The 16,519-nt window shown below is 50.6% G+C and carries 14 protein-coding genes; 4 read left to right on the plus strand and 10 right to left on the minus strand.

The annotated features are described in order from the left end of the window. Nucleotides 1-3: 3 nt before the first annotated feature. The 3 genes from PsAD46_RS03985 to PsAD46_RS03995 all read right to left on the minus strand — a co-directional run bounded on the left by PsAD46_RS03985 (nucleotide 4) and on the right by PsAD46_RS03995 (nucleotide 4,266). Nucleotides 4-1,032, minus strand: coding sequence for a branched-chain amino acid ABC transporter permease (locus PsAD46_RS03985; protein WP_057461714.1), 1,029 nt, complete (start codon nucleotides 1,030-1,032; stop codon nucleotides 4-6). A gap of 117 nt (nucleotides 1,033-1,149) precedes the next feature. Beyond that, the gene (locus tag PsAD46_RS03990) at nucleotides 1,150-2,496 is read right to left on the minus strand and encodes a substrate-binding protein (RefSeq protein ID WP_181952049.1); all 1,347 of its coding nucleotides are present in this window, start codon (nucleotides 2,494-2,496) and stop codon (nucleotides 1,150-1,152) included. A gap of 435 nt (nucleotides 2,497-2,931) precedes the next feature. Further along, nucleotides 2,932-4,266: a globin-coupled sensor protein gene (locus PsAD46_RS03995; protein ID WP_084404321.1), complete on the minus strand. Its 1,335-nt coding sequence runs from the start codon at nucleotides 4,264-4,266 to the stop codon at nucleotides 2,932-2,934. Between the two features lie 333 nt (nucleotides 4,267-4,599). Here PsAD46_RS03995 and PsAD46_RS04000 point away from each other — a divergent pair, with 333 nt between their 5' ends. Together PsAD46_RS04000 and PsAD46_RS04005 are read left to right on the plus strand one after the other, a co-directional pair. After that, nucleotides 4,600-5,064, plus strand: coding sequence for an Rrf2 family transcriptional regulator (locus PsAD46_RS04000; RefSeq protein ID WP_208860038.1), 465 nt, complete (start codon nucleotides 4,600-4,602; stop codon nucleotides 5,062-5,064). Nucleotides 5,065-5,260: 196 nt separating this feature from the next. Beyond that, entirely contained in the window at nucleotides 5,261-8,179 is a 2,919-nt protein-coding gene (locus PsAD46_RS04005; protein WP_063286634.1) for an EAL domain-containing protein, read from the plus strand. 4 nt (nucleotides 8,180-8,183) lie between these two features. Here PsAD46_RS04005 and PsAD46_RS04010 read toward each other — a convergent pair whose 3' ends face one another. Beyond that, the gene (locus tag PsAD46_RS04010; RefSeq protein ID WP_063304391.1) at nucleotides 8,184-9,149 is read right to left on the minus strand and encodes a 2Fe-2S iron-sulfur cluster-binding protein; all 966 of its coding nucleotides are present in this window, start codon (nucleotides 9,147-9,149) and stop codon (nucleotides 8,184-8,186) included. A gap of 161 nt (nucleotides 9,150-9,310) precedes the next feature. Then, a complete protein-coding gene (locus tag PsAD46_RS04015; protein ID WP_063294132.1) occupies nucleotides 9,311-10,129 on the minus strand; it encodes a methyltransferase in 819 nt (272 codons plus the stop codon). A 163-nt stretch (nucleotides 10,130-10,292) separates the two neighbouring features. On the opposite strand from PsAD46_RS04015, the gene gltS reads away from it, so the two are divergent. Continuing rightward, nucleotides 10,293-11,549 (plus strand): sodium/glutamate symporter, encoded by a 1,257-nt coding sequence (gltS, locus tag PsAD46_RS04020; protein ID WP_208980861.1) that lies wholly within the window; start codon nucleotides 10,293-10,295, stop codon nucleotides 11,547-11,549. 38 nt (nucleotides 11,550-11,587) lie between these two features. On the opposite strand, the gene PsAD46_RS04025 is transcribed toward gltS, so the two are convergent. Next, nucleotides 11,588-12,064, minus strand: coding sequence for a hypothetical protein (locus PsAD46_RS04025; RefSeq protein WP_063304393.1), 477 nt, complete (start codon nucleotides 12,062-12,064; stop codon nucleotides 11,588-11,590). 240 nt (nucleotides 12,065-12,304) lie between these two features. Between PsAD46_RS04025 and PsAD46_RS04030 the strand changes: the two genes are divergently transcribed. Then, entirely contained in the window at nucleotides 12,305-12,901 is a 597-nt protein-coding gene (locus PsAD46_RS04030) for a DJ-1/PfpI family protein (protein ID WP_063304394.1), read from the plus strand. A gap of 50 nt (nucleotides 12,902-12,951) precedes the next feature. Here the strand turns inward: PsAD46_RS04030 and PsAD46_RS04035 are convergent, their stop codons facing one another. From PsAD46_RS04035 to PsAD46_RS27540, 4 genes are all read right to left on the minus strand, one after another. Beyond that, on the minus strand, nucleotides 12,952-14,730 hold the full coding sequence (locus PsAD46_RS04035; RefSeq protein ID WP_153040671.1) for a M10 family metallopeptidase C-terminal domain-containing protein: 1,779 nt from the start codon (nucleotides 14,728-14,730) through the stop codon (nucleotides 12,952-12,954). A gap of 41 nt (nucleotides 14,731-14,771) precedes the next feature. Next, the gene (locus PsAD46_RS04040; RefSeq protein WP_082830561.1) at nucleotides 14,772-15,044 is read right to left on the minus strand and encodes a hypothetical protein; all 273 of its coding nucleotides are present in this window, start codon (nucleotides 15,042-15,044) and stop codon (nucleotides 14,772-14,774) included. A 407-nt stretch (nucleotides 15,045-15,451) separates the two neighbouring features. Continuing rightward, nucleotides 15,452-15,904, minus strand: a complete 453-nt coding sequence (locus tag PsAD46_RS04045; RefSeq protein ID WP_057461724.1) for a cysteine rich repeat-containing protein — start codon at nucleotides 15,902-15,904, stop codon at nucleotides 15,452-15,454. 24 nt (nucleotides 15,905-15,928) lie between these two features. Next, nucleotides 15,929-16,240 carry a hypothetical protein gene (locus PsAD46_RS27540; RefSeq protein WP_063300249.1) on the minus strand — a complete coding sequence of 104 codons (312 nt, stop codon included), beginning with the start codon at nucleotides 16,238-16,240 and terminating at the stop codon, nucleotides 15,929-15,931. Nucleotides 16,241-16,519: the final 279 nt, after the last annotated feature.

The raw sequence follows: 16,519 nt of genomic DNA on the forward strand, positions 1-16,519 counted from the left end.
GGCTCAGGTCTCCATCACACCTTTACGGCCCATAAGTCCACGTGGACGAACCAGAAGAATAATAACTGCAACAAGATAGATAATGATCTGGTCGATACCCGGCAGAATGGTCTTCACCTCATTCATACTCGCAAAGCTTTGCAAGATGCCCAGCAGAAAGCCAGCAGATACCGCACCGGGCAGAGAGCCCATGCCCCCCACGACCACCACCACGAAGGACAGCACAAGGAAGTCCATACCCATGTGATAATCTGGTGGAAGGATCGGCGTGTACATAACGCCAGCAAGACCTGCGACGACGGCAGCAACAGCAAAGACCAGCGTAAAGCGACGCTCAATGTTGATGCCAAGAAGGCCAACAGTTTCGCGGTCAGCCATGCCAGCGCGAACGACCATGCCAAAGGTGGTGAACTGCAGGAAGGCAAAGACCCCGCCAATCACGCTAAGCGAGAAGAACAGATACACAATGCGCCACTGCGGATAAACGACAGTTCCCGGATCAAAGCCGATCCAAATGCCCAGGTCCATCGCGCCGCGCACCATGTCCGGTGCAGATTGCGGAATAGGGTTTGCCCCGAAATAAGTTTTGATGATCTCTTGCAAAACAATGGCCAGACCAAAGGTCACAAGGATCTGCTCAGCATGTGGGCGCTTGTAGAAGTGGCGGATCAAACCACGTTCCATCACATACCCAACCAGCAGCATGACCGGAATGGCAAATGCGATAGACAATGGAACGGAGTAGTTGAGCATCGTCGTGCCAGTGTCACCCAGCCAAACCTCGATGTAAGGGACACGGGTTTCCAAAGGCGTACCCCAGGCCGTGGTCTTGGTAGGATCGACGACAACCTGCTCAAGGCCGATCAGTTTATTGAAAGCTACGGCACAAAATGCGCCAAGCATAAACAAGGCCCCATGGGCGAAGTTCACAACTCCAAGCGTACCGAAGATAAGCGTTAGCCCAAGCGCAATCAAAGCATAGGCACCGCCCTTATCAAGGCCGTTGAGAATTTGAAGAACGATGGCGTCCATCCGCTCTTCTCCCTTTAAATTCGTGAGAAGGTGCAAGGCATCCAATGCGGAACATCAGTGGTTCAAGCAGGAGCCATTGCCCGACTGCAAGAAACTGCAGCCGGGCAAACGGTGCTGTTAGACCTTGTAAGGTCCAAGCTCGCCACCAAAGATCTCTGGGTCATACGTGACCTGGGAAGCTGGCGTCACTTCAACAACTTCCAAAAGGTCAAACTGGGAAGTCGCGTTCTCGTTACCTTTCACAACCAGCACATCTTTGAAGCACTGGTGATCAGAGCCGCGGTAAAGAGTTGGGCCGTTACCCATACCGTCGAACTGGTGATCTTCCAGAGCCTTGATAACCTCTGCTGGATTGAAGGTGCCCGCACGTTCACACGCATCTGCATAAAGCAGTGTCTGAACGTAGCAGGTGTGTGCAGCCTGGGATGGTGGGAAGCCATATTCCTGGCCGAACGACTTAACAAAGGCCTTGGAACCTTCGTCCTGCAAAGACCAGTTCCAGTTGGTTGTGCCGTAAATGCCTTTGATGTTTTCGCCTGCACCCTGTGCCATAAGGCGGGAGTACAGCGGAACGATGATCTCAAAGTTCTTGCCATTTACAAGCTTGTCACGCAGACCAAACTGAACAGCCTGGGTCAGCGAGTTGATCATGTCCTTACCGTAGTGGTTCAGGATCAACACATCAGCACCAGAGTTCAGAACAGGTGCGATGTACTGAGAGAAGTCACCAGCACCCAATGGAGTGCGGACTTTGTTGACGGTTTCCCAGCCAAGGCCTTCTGTGGTGTTGGCAATGGACTCTTCCTGTGTCCAACCCCATGTGTAGTCAGCTGTCAGGTGATAAGCACGACGGTCTTTACCCATCTCTTTTTCAAGCACAGGGCCAAGAGCTGCACCGGACATGTAAGCGTTGAAGAAGTGGCGGAAGCCATAACGTCGCTTGTCCTTGCCGGTGGTGTCGTTGGAGTGGGTCAGACCGCACATAAATACGACGCCCATTTCCTGCGCCAGAGACTGCTGTGCAATCGCCACGCCGGAAGACGAGCCACCAGACCACATGACAACGCCGTCTTTTTCGATCATGCGCTTTGCAGAGGCGCGAGCCGCATCAGACTTTGTTTGAGTATCACCGGTGACGTAGTCAACTTTCTTGCCAAGAACGCCGTTACCATTGAGCGAAAGCGGCTTCATGGTGCTCAGCATACCGCCGTCACCTTCACCGTTCAGGTGCTTGACGGCCAGCTGATAAGCACGCAGCTCGTCAGCGCCTTCGTCAGCATAGGCGCCTGTTTGTGGCACGTTGAAACCGAAAGTGACTGTTTTGGAATTGGTTGGGTCATTGCGGAAATTGGTTTCAGCCCAGGCGCTGCGGCTGATAATAGTTGGGGTCGCCAGAACCAGACCACTGGCTGCTCCCGCCTTCAATAGGCTACGCCGATTCATCGGCCTACGAATAATGCTCATGAAATCCTCCCGAAAGGCAAAATGCCCGAATTGACGTGATAGAGGTCCCGTCCTCCTAAGAACCTGCCGCGTTCACCATTCCTTGTTCACCAGAAACAGTTACGTCAGCTCACGCAAAGGAAAGCCTAGTTCGGTAGTATAATGAATCGCAATTCGACTTATGGTTTTTAAACCAAAGGTTAATACCAAGTAAGATTCTATTATATGTTGTAAATCTTTTGTCCTATTTAGTTTTAGGGAAGTGTTGCACTGCAAATGTGACCTGAATGAAATAAATGCATTTTACGTAAGGTGTCCGTTAAAACTGTAAAATACTGAATTCATGAAGAATGTCGTTTAAATTTCTCAGAGTATGCAGAGCACTGGTGTTTGTCTTTTGGTTGAAGGACAAACACCAGTTTTTCGTAGTGCAGCTAACGCAAGTGCGAAGGCTTTCTATCTCAAGTTGCCGAGGAACGTGCCAACCGACGAACGCAGGTCAGCAGCCTGATTGGATAAAATTTGTGCAGCATCCAGCACGCCTGAAGCGGTTTTGTCGGTTTCATCCGCCGCTTTTTGTACCTGGCCGATGCTATCTGACACCTGCGTGGTTCCCAATGCAGCATCTTTGATGTTCACGGCAATGGATTGCGTTGCGATGCCTTGTTGTTCAACCGCACTGGCAATGGCATTTGCACTGTCATTCATCTCTTCAATGATCTCTTTGATCTCAGAGATCGCCTCTTTGGACTCGCTTGTGCTCTCCTGAATCCCAGAGATTTGATCGCTGATCTGCACAGTTGCATTTGCTGTTTGCTGAGCAAGCGACTTCACCTCGTGTGCAACCACAGCAAAGCCTTTGCCCAACTCACCGGCACGCGCTGCTTCAATGGTTGCGTTGAGGGCGAGCAGATTGGTTTGCTCTGATATTTGAGTAATTAAATCAATAATGTCACCAATCTCGATTGCCACTTGGGACAGATGATTGACCTGCTGGAAGGCCTTTGTGGATGCGAGTGTCGCGTTGGAGGCTGTAATCGTTGTTTTATGAACCTGTTCAGCAATCTCGGAAATGGCAGTCCCCAGTTCCTCAGTTGCAGAGCGCACCGCCTCCACGTTTTGAGAGGCATCCAGAGACGCTGCCGCCACGCTGGAGCTGATCTCGTTGGTGTGCTCTGAGTTGCCGGAAAGAGAAACTGCAGACCCATGTAGCTGATCTGCAGCGCTGGCAATGGAAGACGTGACTTGGCCCACGGATCCTTCAAAATGCTCTGCAAGGTCCGTCAGAAACTCTTGACGCGCCTCTTCCCCGGTCTGGTCATAAACCGCCAGCGCAAGGTCCATATCAAGCAAGATGACCTTGTTGAGGATGCGAGGCAGGTTCTTGCTTGGTCGGCTTGAACGGGAGAATAAGCCGCCACCAGACTGCTCAAGAAGAGCTGCGCTGAGCAACGTTCCCAACCTGCTGTAAGCTCCGATATACCATTGCGGTGTCAGGCCGAGCCGTTGATGCGTTCTGCCGATCCGCTGCACAGACTGTGCATAGTCATCATCCAGCTTTCCACTGCATATGAGCCGCCAATGCTCATGTTGCTTCTCCCGCGCATGACGCATGTGCTCTTCATTCTTGAAAAACTTCATGGTCTCAGGAAAGTTTCGAATGTGTCTATAAAACTCATCCAAGACCTCCGGCATGATCGCCATGATGATATCCTGGGAGTTTCCAAGTTCTTCCAACTCCGCTGAAGATATACAGTGATACGTCAATCGATCATCGATAGTTTCGCTCATTAAAAATCCATGCTTAATAAATCATAGTTTTCGTTTCTTTCAGTTATTACGTAAGGAAATATTGGGGTCACGAAAGAAAAAAACGCAAAAAAAGTTATTTACGCTAAGTATAGAATGTAGATTCTAATTGACCCAGCGTAATGGTTTGGATGTGTGTAGTTGGTAATTGTATTTATATTTTGATAACTTTTGATGGAGATCAATGTTCCCATGTGAGTACTGCTCTTTTGTAGTATATGACCGGTGTCAATCAATAAAAATAATACCCCAAATGTTTTTATTAACTGTAATTCGATGAAGCAATTTCAGCTTTAGAGTAAGGTCGAGGTACCTATGAAATTAACTGGGATGACAGATGTAGCGGTACGCATACTGATGCTCATGGCTGTCAACCGGAGCGATAAGTGGACAATTGACCGCTTGTCTGAGGCAACCAACAGCGGGCGTCCTCAGGTCGCCAAGGTCGTGCAGATCTTAAACCGGAAGGGCTACATCAAATCCAGACGAGGGCGATTGGGTGGTCTGATGCTTGCTCATGCGCCAGCTTCCATCAACATCGGCAAACTCATCCGGAATGTTGAAGATAACTTCGCACTGGTGGAGTGCTTTGCATGCAATCCCGCCAAACCATGCCCGTTATCGGGTGTCTGCCGTTTCAAAGGCAAGCTGAAGCATGCGCTGAACTCTTTCATGGAAGAGTTGGATGCAATCAACTTGACGCAGATTATTGAAAACGCAGACGAAATTAGGACAAGCGTTGAGGTGAACGCTGAGAGAAAACTAGAGCTCTCTGCCTAGTACGATGCAATTAAAGTGCATTTAACCAACCTGCTTTCGTGAGCATTAACCGACAAAACTCATAGTTTGGTAGTGCTCACGCCTGCTTAAGACAGTTTCGCGACAATCAGGCCTTGTTCATGAGACCTCTGTGCCCTCACGCACGAGGTTTTTGTTCATTTGGCGAATAGCAAACTGTTCGGCGCAGGCAATTTCTATGAGACGAGTCCGGCACTCAATTTCTCTTAAACTAGCAATCATCTCTGTTGTCGCCATTGCTCTATCTTATTTTGCGCTGACATTTCTCGTTGTAATTCAGTGGGAAAGAACGCTCCAACTCCAAAGCGAACAGCTCTCCCAGATCGCCGTAAACCAATTCTCCACCACGCTTGAGCGTGACGTAGCGCTGGTGAGACACCGTATTCAGTCTCAGCTATCCGAAACAGCAGCAAGCCTTTCTGCCATTGGTGAGCGCGGTGACATCGTAAAAGCTGCAGAAACACGCGTCTGGGCAGGGGATGTGAACATCCTGTCACTGGTGCAGGAAGGCACGCCGCTTGATGCCATTATCCTGCTGAACTACCGTGGCCAGATCGTCGGAGCATCCAAGCGCGCTGATCCGGGGCTGATCCAGAAGCAACTCCTCAAAGTTCATCTGAAACAGTCGCTTAGCACTGTTTGGACGCCGTCCACGGGCACAGGTCCAGCCGTCCGATACACGCTTCTTCCAGCCACCCAATTTGGCCCGTTATTGCCGGGGGAGCCTGATGCAGGCGTCTCTCAGGTCCTTTATTCCTCACTCATCGACCCGGGTACCCAGTGGCGTGGAGCCTTGGTGGCGCAGCGGTGGTTTCCCTTCAACTCTGGTGTGATTGACGAATACAGCAAAATCTCAGGTGCCGAGATTGCGATTTTCTATCAGGACAAGCTGGTTGGTGCCTCGCCACATGCACCGGTCGAAGCGCTGCAAATGCCTGAAAACCTGCGTAAACTTAAGATCCTGAACACTGCATTCGAGTACTGCGACAACGGTCCATCACCGCTCGTGATTTGCGCCTTCAAGCCACTGGAAGTCTTGCTGGACGCGCAGGAACGCCTACGCAATGTGGGCGAAGAGACCAGCGCTCAGACTTTCCAGCGGCTTATTGTGTTGGGCTTTACCGCCTGTCTTATCATCTTCATCGTAGCCTTGTTTGTTTCCCGCAAAATGTCCCAGCCACTGCAGCGTATCGCAGATGCCCTCTCTGATGTGGCGGGCGGTAATTTTGATGTGCGGGTAGAGGGCACCAGAAGGATGGATGAAGTCGGTGAGATCGCCCGCGCTGTTAAAGTGCTCCAGGCCTCCGCTCGGGAGCGTGACAGTTTGCGCCTCAATATCCAGCGCAAGAACAAGGAATTGCGCAAAAAAGAACAGGAATTGGTGAAGCAGAATACGTTATTCGACGCTGCATTGAACAATATGTCCCATGGGTTGTGTATGTTCGATACACAGAAAAGATTGATTGTGTTCAATCAGCGCTTTGATGACATCTTCGCTTGTGAACAAGGCGAAGGTAAAATTGGCATGACATGGGATGAAATGGTCCAATGTATGCCTCTGGCCCAGGAGTTTTTGCAGGATGATGGCGAAAACTCCGTCGCACAACAACACTGGCCGAGTACCGTTCGCAGCACATTTACACTCACTTTGCAAAGTGAGCAGGTCATCTTGATGACGCTGGAACCGCAAGATGGCGGCGGCTGGGTTGCGATCTTCGAAGACATCACCGACAGGCAGCGCATCAGTGATCACCTGAGCTATCTCGCAACGCACGATGCCTTGACCAAACTGCCCAATCGTTTGCTGATGAATGAGCGCTTGCAAGAGATGAAACAAGCTGCTCTGGCACAAGATGAGCACTTCGGCATTTTGTGGTTGGACCTTGATGAGTTCAAGACCATCAATGATTCATTGGGTCATGCAGTTGGCGATAAGCTCTTGTGCCATGTCGCAAAAATCCTGCGAGAAAAGGTGGCTAACAAAGAGATGGTCGCCCGTCTCGGCGGTGATGAGTTTGCGATCTTGTCTAAATTGCCTGCTTCTCGTGAAGATCTGGAACAGCTTGCCAAAGAAGTACTGAAAGTCATCGCTTCTCCATGTTTCCTCGAAGGACATGAAATCGTGGTCGCCGCGAGTGTCGGTATCGCGACATTCAGCAAGGAATATCAAAACGTGGATGAGCTTATCCGCTTTGCCGACCTTGCCTTGTATCAGGCCAAAAATGACGGTCGAAACACCTTCCGCTTCTTCGAAGATGATATGGCTGCCAAAATCAAGCAGCGTCAGACCCTGATCACCGATCTCTACAAAGCCACTGCAAATCGGGAGCTGGAGGTTTATTTCCAGCCACAGGTCATCTTGGCAACCGGCGAAATCTCGGGGTTTGAAGCACTACTGCGCTGGAACCACCCACGCTACGGTTTCATCTCACCATTCGAGTTTATTCCCCTGGCAGAAGAAACAGGTCTGATTCTGGAAATCGGGGCATGGGTACTGGATGAAGCCTGCTCTCTGGCTGTCGGTTGGCCCAAGCGGGTGAACTTGGCGGTCAACCTGTCACCACGTCAAATTTACTGCGAGCAGCTACTACCCGTTGTTGATGATGTGCTGGCTCGTACGGGTCTGGACCCCGGACGGCTTGAACTGGAAGTGACAGAAACTGTGTTACTGGCAGATCATCTGCGCGTACGTCAGACTCTGGCGAAGCTGCAACAAATCGGCGTTAAGATCTCCATGGATGACTTCGGAACAGGCTACTCTTCACTGAGTACACTTCGCCGCTTCCCCTTTGACAGGATCAAAGTTGATAGGTCTTTCGTGATGAGTATGACTGAAGATGATGATTCCCGCTTCATCGTCAACTCCGTCATCGATCTTGCAAACAGCCTCGGCATCACAACAACAGCAGAGGGCGTTGAAAGCAAAGAGATCGCAGAGCAATTGACGGCAATGGGATGTTCTGAAGCGCAGGGCTATTACTTTGGCAAGCCTGCACCTCCCAATCAGGCGCTCTTCTGGATGCTGGAAGAAGCACGCGGCGTCACGCTGGAAGCGCAGGTCAACAACTCAAAACTGACCAAGAAAGCCGCAGGCTAAATCGTCACTCAGCAGGTTCCATCGCGGTGGAGCCATCAACTTGCTCGACTGCATCATCCCACGGTTGAAAGTTTGGAATGCGTCCGTAAGTGGCTTGCGCATCTATGAAAACATGCTCAAGGCCGGCAATGAAATCGCGTGAACCAGCCATATAAGCCATGTCAAACTCGGTCAGATCTGGCAGCAGTACCTGCAGGGTTTCAGCTGCGCCATCACCTTGCAAGTCCGCAAAGGTTGGCTGTATGCCGCGGCGGTTTAGCCAGTTAAACACCTGCTGAAACTGGTCCTGCTTCAGGGATTGATCCAGAATGAGCACTTTCTCACGGCGCGGCTGCCCCATGGCAGAACTCAAAGCCATCGCCCAGATCGGAGGTAGGCTGTTCGGTCCGGCAACCATAATCAGCGGCTCGTCATCATGCCCAAGGAAGGAAGAGCCATAAGGACCGGTGATGCCAACCCGCCCCTTCACATCGCCCTTCTTCGCAAGCATTGCGAAGAGATCAGGGGTGTTGGCCCGTTCTATGAGGAAGATCAGCGTATTGAACTCAGTCCCGGCATCCAGAGCAAAACTGGCAAACAGGTTCACCCGCTCCTGACCACGAAACTCAACATGGTAATACTGGCCCGGACGCCATGAAATCGGCTTGGTAAAGCTCAGGCGCAGTTCGAAAAGGTCATCCGAAACCTTCCGCACTGCAGAGACATGCCCCTTAAGCGACTGCAATTCAGAGGATGCGGGCAGCTTCAGCTCAACATCGCCAGCAACCGTTGCCTTACAAGCAAGAACGGTACTTTTCAGTCGAGAGCCATTGGCTTCCACCTCACCGGAAATCACAGTAACACGCGTGCTTTCACAAGTGCTATTCCCGCAGTCACACTGCAAAGCTAGTCCACCACGCTCAGCGACTTCTAGAAGTGTTTCACCAAGCTTGGCATCAATTGATCTGCCATTGATATTAAGACTGGTCATGGGCACCCATGTTGCTCCGCGTATGTGACGGACGTATCTACGGTTGTGCAAGTTATAGAACTGCACGCTTATTTCCTAGGGGGAAAACTAAGTCATTCGCGACATTAATACAATTTTAACAATTAATAGTCACCTGACTTTATCTAGTTATTTTTACGCCCTCAGCTCTTCTTGTAGGCTGCAATAACCAGATGACCCGGAACTGGTTCACCCTGTTCAAAGCGAACGGTGATTGGCGAAAGATCAAGAATGGTAAAACCACTGCTCTCCAGCAAGTTCCGAACATAGCTCTCAGCATGTGCAAACCGATGGTACTTGCCCACCATGAAGTTCTGCTCGCCTAACTCCTCTGCAGGAAGTGTCTCAGAGGAAAATGCAAAGACACCATTGGCTTCAATGTTGTCCGCTACACCGGCGAAAAACTCTTCCAGCTCGCCCATGTAGGGCAGCACATCAGTCGCGACGATGAGGTCCCAGCGCTCTTCTTCCTCAACCTTGAGAAATTCAACCACTTCACCCACGTAAAGGTCGTCGTAGATTTCCTTCTCATCCGCAACTTCAACCATCCCCTCGGCAATGTCCACGCCGGTTTTATGGGGTACCAGGTTATTCAGGGCTTCGCCGGAAAGGCCAGTCCCGCAACCAAGGTCCAGCAAACGTTTGAAGGAGCCAAGTTCCAGCTTTTCAATCTTGTCACGCACCATCAGTGGAACGGAATAGCCAAGCTGATCCACCAGAACCATGTCGAACACTTCGGCATGCTGATCAAACAGCGTGCTCACATAAGCATCCGGCGCTTTGAGCGGCGCATTTCCTTTGCCCATACTTGCCAGGCGAACGGCCACGCCACCATGATCTTCCGGATCTAACTCCAGAACTGCTTTGTAGGCCTCAGCAGCCTCGTCAAACTTGCCTGCTTTTTCCAGATCCAGAGCCCGGTTATATGCGTCAGCAAGTGCTTCATTGTCTAGTTTAGTCATGGGGACAGTTGAGCCGCTGTAATATTGAAATTGAAGGTCTTCCTTACACAAGAAATTCTCGAAAATCTACGCAATACATAAGGTTTTGTTGCCGCATCAGAGTAAATAAAATGGATCACCCCGATTAAAATACGCAGATCACTTTTAAACGGGAAGTGAGGTCATGCTGATAGAACCAAGGCTGGTGAACAGTGAGGCCCGTATGGAAGGTGCGCAACCTGAGCTAATTGAGATTGATCCATTTACGACAATCACAATTGCAATCCTTGTTTTGTTTGTCGGACGAGAGCTCGTTCGAAAAAGTGTAGCCCTTCGCAAACTGACGATTCCTGACCCTCTGGCTGGCGGATTGCTGTGCGCCATTCTTGTTACTGTGCTGACGGTCTGGTGGGGTGTAAAACTTAAATTCTCGACAGAACCGATTGATTTCTTTCTGATTTACTTCTTCGCGGCAATTGGCCTTCGTGCAAAGGTGAGTGACCTTCTTACAGGTGGCAAACCACTTATCATTCTCATCATCATCTCCTCGGTGTTCCTTGGCGTTCAGAATTTTGTCGGTATGGGGGCGGCCAGCGTCTATGGCTATCCGGTACACACAGGCATCATCGCCGGGTCAGTCTCGCTATCCGGTGGGGTAGGGACAACGCTTGCATGGGCACCAATTTTTGCTTCAGAACTTGGCGTCGCAAATGCGCAGGAGATCGGCATTGCCTGTAACACTGTTGGCATCGTGTCTGCGTGTATCATCGGCGGACCAATTGCTCAGTACCTCATGAAACGGCATAAACTGGCAGGATCCCTTAGCACAGACGAAGCTGTCGGGCAGAATTTCAAGGATGATGGTAAGCTGAATCTGCACTACTACGATGTTCTGGGCGCCGTCTTCTTCATAAACATGGCAATTTTCATCGGCTACATGATGTATCTTGGCCTGCAGGAAGCTGGTGTCGTTATTCCGGTATTCGTGCCAATTCTTGTCGCAGGCATCATCATAAACAACGTGGGCCGCCTGCTGTTTCGCAACTACGACAATGTTGGCCGCGAAAAAGGCATGGCGATGATCTCAGACATCAGCCTCGGTATTTTCCTCAGCATCGCGCTGATGACCATGGACCTGTTGGTGGTCTGGCAGTTTATGGGCTTCGTCGCACTGGTGATGTCTCTGCAAATCGCGCTTGCCATTAGCTATGCACTCTTTATCGTCTTCACCTCCATGGGCAAGGATTATGATGCAGCCGTTATCGCAGCAGGCTTTGGCGGGATAGCGCTCGGTTCCACCGCTACAGCCGTGTTGAATATGACCTCCGTCACCCGTCAGTTTGGTGCATCGCCTAAAGCATTCCTCATTGTGCCACTCACCTGCGGCTTCTTCATTGACCTGATGAATACCTGGGTGATCTCAAACCTGATTGCGCTTTGATGAGCATGAAGTCAAAGCTGAAAACATGGCTGGAGTAATTAAGGTCGCACGAGCAAATATCGCGAGATCGTTGCATACGGTCCGGCCTCATAGTGCACCAGCTCCATTGTGTCAGAGTTTATCATGCGCCCCTGCATAGTGCCTGTGTCAGGGTGCTCAACAAGTGTAATGGACTCGCCATCCCATCCGATCATCCCAATCACAGGCTCTTTGGATTTTGAGACCTCGGACCGCCCATCATGATCTCGCCCGGACCCGGGACTGACCTGCCAGAAGAAAACTCCCTCCAGCACCGGCCCTGTTTGCTCATCTATTCGCAAATGAGAAGGTCCGTTCTCCTGACTTTGGATATCCCGATGCCAGTAAACAGCATCTTTCTTGATCACCACCCATTGCCCGACCAGCTCTGGATAATGCTGTGGCGGTTTGCCATCAATTGCAAAGGCAACAAACGTGGCACACCCCATCATCAGTGCCGCAATCGCAGCCTGAACAGGAAGTTTCCATTGCCCCATTTATGCCTCCCCAACTCAACTTGAAGTCACAGGGCAACACATCTCAGCCAAGACCTAAATCCCTAGGATCTGACGTGGTAGTTCAGATCAAAGAAATCTGCTTATATGGAAGAAAGAGCATCTGTTTTGTCGTTCTCATAAGAAAGGGATAGCCAATCCTGTCTCTGGAACATATAGTGAACAGAATCTATTATAAGTGATGGCGATCAACCCGGATGATTGCTCAAAAGGATATTTGAAATGACGAAGATTGCAGTGATCCTCACCCAAGGCTTTGCTGATTGGGAATACGCATTGATTGCTGGCACTGGCGGCCCATTTTTCGGCATGCAGGTTGAGTTCTTCACCCCTCAGGTCGGTGAAGTGAAGTCGCAAGGCGGGCTCGCTGCGATTGTCTCGCGTAAACTGGATGAGATCAGAACGTTTGAACCGACCGTTATTGTCGTTGTTGGGGGAACAATCTGGGAAACTGAACAGGCTCCGGATATCGCAGATCTGCTCAGGGCTCACCACGAACGCGGTGGTGCTGTTGCTGGAATTTGCGGTGGCACATTGGCACTTGCCAGAGCAGGTCTGCTAAATGAAGCGAGACACACATCAAACAACGCAGAATTCCTGCAGCAAAATGCAAAAAACTACAAAGGTGCTGTACACTACCAGTCAAGTGCATCCGCCATCTCGGATCGTGGCGTGATCTCCGCTCCAGGAACGGCCCCGGTATCTTTTTCAGCAGCTGTTCTTGAAGCCGCCGGGCTCGCCACTGATGCTCTTCAGCAGTTTAAGGCCATGCTTGGTGCAGAGCATTTGGAACCGGCAATGGCTGAGGCGACCTCTTAAACACTGAGTCAGTGCCCCGGGTTGATAGGGCACTGACCAGTTTCTGCTGACTACACGAAAGCAAAGTCGCTTTCGCCAAGGAGTGCAGCATCCACATTCACCAGAGAAATGGAGTTTGTTCCAAAGGTGATCACGGTATCTCCGCCATCATCAAAGATGGCGAGGTTGGCAAACTCTGCCATGCGGCTCTTGATCATGATGAGATCACTGCCAAGTTCAAAGTCGTTGATGGTGTCATCACCTCCCAGATTGAAGAAGCAGAAGTTGTCAGAGCCTGAACCGCCTGTGAGCGTGTCGTCACCAGCACCTGCAATCAACTTGTCCGCACCAGAGCCTCCGTCCAGAGTGTCGTCCCCGGCACCGCCTTTCAGCACATCGTTACCAGAGCCACCACGCAGGGTATCGTGACCGTTTCCGCCAATCAGCTTGTCCTTGCCACCGTTGCCGAGCAGCGTATCATTGCCAGCTTTGCCAACTAGAGTATTGCCAGCCGCATTGCCCATGATGGTGTCATTACCGCCACTGCCAATCGCGTTTTCAATAACGGCATTGTAAGCAATTGCCAGATTACTTAGGCCACCACCCACATCGGAGAAGGAGCCATCAATGAGGCTGATCATCTGGTTGACCTTACCAGCACCTGACATGTCGATGGTGTCATTACCACCGGCATCCCAAATGGTCACCGCGCTGGGCATGCCCTCGGAAAAATCATAGGCACCACCAGCATTGGAGTTGTAGCCGTAGACCGTGTCATCCGCACGGGTGGTCATATTCACCCCGTAAAGCTGCTGAAGCGCCAGAACATCCAGCGGCATGAGCGTATCCGGGAAACCGCCGTAACCGAGGTTGGAATCGGCATTACTCTCATCAAAATAGCTCATCACAGAATACTGCTGCGTATCCTGACGGAACTGAGCATGCTCATCATAAGTAATGCGAACACCCGGACCAGCGTTGTAGTCCCCCGGATGGGCCAGCCCCACAGCATGGCCGATCTCGTGCATCACAGCAAAGTGGCTGTAAGAGCCGGTTGGCAACTCATCAGTTGAAACACTGTTCGTGTTCAACCAAACGTCGCCTTCATTTTCACCAGCGTCCGGCGAACCTGGATAGTATGCATAGGCACCAGCACCATCCGTGGTGGAGTTGTAGTTGGAAAACAGCATGGTCGCATCGTCGGTGTATCCGTCCGGGTTCACCCGATCAAACGAGATATTGGCAATTTCTGAGTAGGAGGCCAACACCTTCTCAATAGCTGCAATCTGCTCATCAGTGACATGCGCAAACGTGTCTTCAACCCCGTTGTTGTTCTCACGGAAGCCATAAGTCACTGTCGCAGCTGTACCCGGTCCACTCCATGAGAGGCCAGGGCGAAGCAAGGCACCAGCACCCATATTGCCGTCATAATAAGCTTTGTCGCCTTCCACAGCAGACAAGCCGTACTGGCCGGTGCCTTCATCACCATAGGACGCCACATCAAGATAGAAAGTTCCGCTGGTTGCTGCGGTAAACGTAATGGTGGAGTGCGTGCCCGGTCCGCCGTCATCATCATCCACCAACAAGTTCCCATCGGAATCCCGCAGGCGCAGATAAGGGTCAACCAAGCGGCTTTCGCCATCAAAAGTGCCAATAGCAGCAAAGGTGTAAGTCTGCCCGGCAACCAGCTCAACTTCATACCAGTCGTGGTCGCCGTCACTGGCAATAGTGCCCTGAACTGTCTCGAAGATATTGTTGTCCGATCTCTGCGCATCCTGCCCCGTATCCCTTAAACGGTAGGATGTAGACGCGTTGTCTGCGGCATCTCTGGTCTCATAGAGATTTGTCATTATGTTTCTCCAGCTTAAAATGGACATTCAGATGAATGAGTTCATTTTCGCTGGGGCTTCGGAAGGTCGTCCGTCCGCCCAGCATCTTCCAGGCACGCACGTTCCACTTGCTCAATGGCATATTGAACAGTCCGCTGTTGCTCCTTGCTGCTTTGCAAGGGGCTGCCAGCCACAGCCTCCTTCAACCGTTCAATGGCATAGGAACAAGTGGGGTCTGAGTAGGGCCGGTCAGGATTAACCGGCATTGAGGCTCTCACGCCGAAAGCGGAGAAACAGAAAGCAACAACCGCAATAAGCAATCTGGCGTTCTTCATGTGTCACAGCATCCAGTTCAAAAGCTCATGGACCATCAGAGAAGAGCAAAACACAGGTCAGGCAACAAACAATAGTTATTCATGACCGGTAGAAATGACGTCTACCGATGGCCTCCCACACATTATGTAATGATCATGCGTACGTGAATTTTCTAACAGTTGACGTAGGGGCAGAAAAACGAAATATCCTTAGGTGAATACATGCAAAAAGCATTATTCATCAAAGATCTGGCATAAATGATAGATTAGGTAGATTTATCGTGTATTATTATCAACTAAAATTACGTCAATTAATGTAATTATATTGCGCCTATGGTGGTTGGGTTAGTTTTATTCATTAGATTTCACGTGGATGAGCTGGCTGATTAATTGTTTTTCTAATCAGCCAGCAATCTACGCTACGGCAATCAAGAGTCCTCATCTTTCAGGCCAAACTTCTCACTGAAGACTTCGATCACTTCTTTGCACTCAGCGCCAACCTTGTCCTGCTTTTCACTCAGGCAGGTTAGAACACGACCACCGCCAACTTCTGTTTCTGAACACTGAGCTTCAATATCTGGAGCACAAATTGCCAGAGCCTGTCTGGCGTTCGCGAAGAAAAAGTCCAGGGCATCGGCGAAATCATCAATCGCAGTGGAGCATTGCTTACTGAGTTTATCCTCGTAGGCATACATGCATGCAAAAATGCGACCTTCTCCGGGTGTCACTTCCTTACAATGAGATTTTATCTCTGGTTCACAGGCTTCAAAAACGCCTTGGGCTGCATTCTTTCCTGCTGTATCCTGCGCCATCGCATTGTGTCCGGTGGCCGCAACCAACAAGCCAAGACCGAACAAGACAGCTCCGAGTGATTTAATCATTTTGGGGTCTCCAGAATAGAAAAATTACGGATTAACAACGATATAGACAGTCACGCCGTTTTGAAGGACAGGTCTGTAATAGACGCCGCCACAATTGTAGTAAGAATTGTATGGGCTGCAGCCAGATATGGACTGACGATAGTTGGTGCGTCTGGATGTTCTGCGAGATGTTCGCCGTGATACGCGTCTTGATTGATTGAGATGAGGGTTTTGGGCGTTAGCTTTGCCGACAGAAAAGAGGAGAGCCACGCCTGTTGGAAGCTCGGTAAAGTCGATCTGGCTGGTATAGCCGAGTGATCCTGCGATGACCGCTGCTGCGAGTAGTTTCAGTCGCATGTTTGTTTCCCTGAGTTGATGTGGTCTTTGGCACCAAACCAGTCCGATGAACGGGTGCATTGGGTTTTTGCCAATCGCTTCAGCCGTCGGCTTCCACGCATTTGAAGATGCTTAAGGACAAACGTTAGAGTTATCTTTCAGAGGCTCCTCGCGTTTTAGTCATACAAAACCTCAGGCCACTTCGTGGGGCACCTGTTCAAGTCAGCATCAAGTTTTTATGGGGTGAACGCTTCAAGTTTGCTCAAAGCTTGAGAGATCTCCTTCAAGCTGTTTTCACTC

This window comes from Pseudovibrio sp. Ad46 (assembly GCF_001623065.1).
Classification (GTDB): domain Bacteria; phylum Pseudomonadota; class Alphaproteobacteria; order Rhizobiales; family Stappiaceae; genus Pseudovibrio.

Bases quoted from the DNA above. Each gene is read 5' to 3' on its own strand.
- PsAD46_RS03985 (WP_057461714.1), bottom strand. From the start codon at position 1,032: ATGGACGCCATCGTTCTTCAAATTCTCAACGGCCTTGATAAGGGCGGT.
- PsAD46_RS03990 (WP_181952049.1), bottom strand. From the start codon at position 2,496: ATGAGCATTATTCGTAGGCCGATGAATCGGCGTAGCCTATTGAAGGCG.
- PsAD46_RS03995 (WP_084404321.1), bottom strand. From the start codon at position 4,266: ATGAGCGAAACTATCGATGATCGATTGACGTATCACTGTATATCTTCA.
- PsAD46_RS04000 (WP_208860038.1), top strand. From the start codon at position 4,600: ATGAAATTAACTGGGATGACAGATGTAGCGGTACGCATACTGATGCTC.
- PsAD46_RS04005 (WP_063286634.1), top strand. From the start codon at position 5,261: ATGAGACGAGTCCGGCACTCAATTTCTCTTAAACTAGCAATCATCTCT.
- PsAD46_RS04010 (WP_063304391.1), bottom strand. From the start codon at position 9,149: ATGACCAGTCTTAATATCAATGGCAGATCAATTGATGCCAAGCTTGGT.
- PsAD46_RS04015 (WP_063294132.1), bottom strand. From the start codon at position 10,129: ATGACTAAACTAGACAATGAAGCACTTGCTGACGCATATAACCGGGCT.
- gltS (WP_208980861.1), top strand. From the start codon at position 10,293: ATGCTGATAGAACCAAGGCTGGTGAACAGTGAGGCCCGTATGGAAGGT.
- PsAD46_RS04025 (WP_063304393.1), bottom strand. From the start codon at position 12,064: ATGGGGCAATGGAAACTTCCTGTTCAGGCTGCGATTGCGGCACTGATG.
- PsAD46_RS04030 (WP_063304394.1), top strand. From the start codon at position 12,305: ATGACGAAGATTGCAGTGATCCTCACCCAAGGCTTTGCTGATTGGGAA.
- PsAD46_RS04035 (WP_153040671.1), bottom strand. From the start codon at position 14,730: ATGACAAATCTCTATGAGACCAGAGATGCCGCAGACAACGCGTCTACA.
- PsAD46_RS04040 (WP_082830561.1), bottom strand. From the start codon at position 15,044: ATGAAGAACGCCAGATTGCTTATTGCGGTTGTTGCTTTCTGTTTCTCC.
- PsAD46_RS04045 (WP_057461724.1), bottom strand. From the start codon at position 15,904: ATGATTAAATCACTCGGAGCTGTCTTGTTCGGTCTTGGCTTGTTGGTT.
- PsAD46_RS27540 (WP_063300249.1), bottom strand. From the start codon at position 16,240: ATGCGACTGAAACTACTCGCAGCAGCGGTCATCGCAGGATCACTCGGC.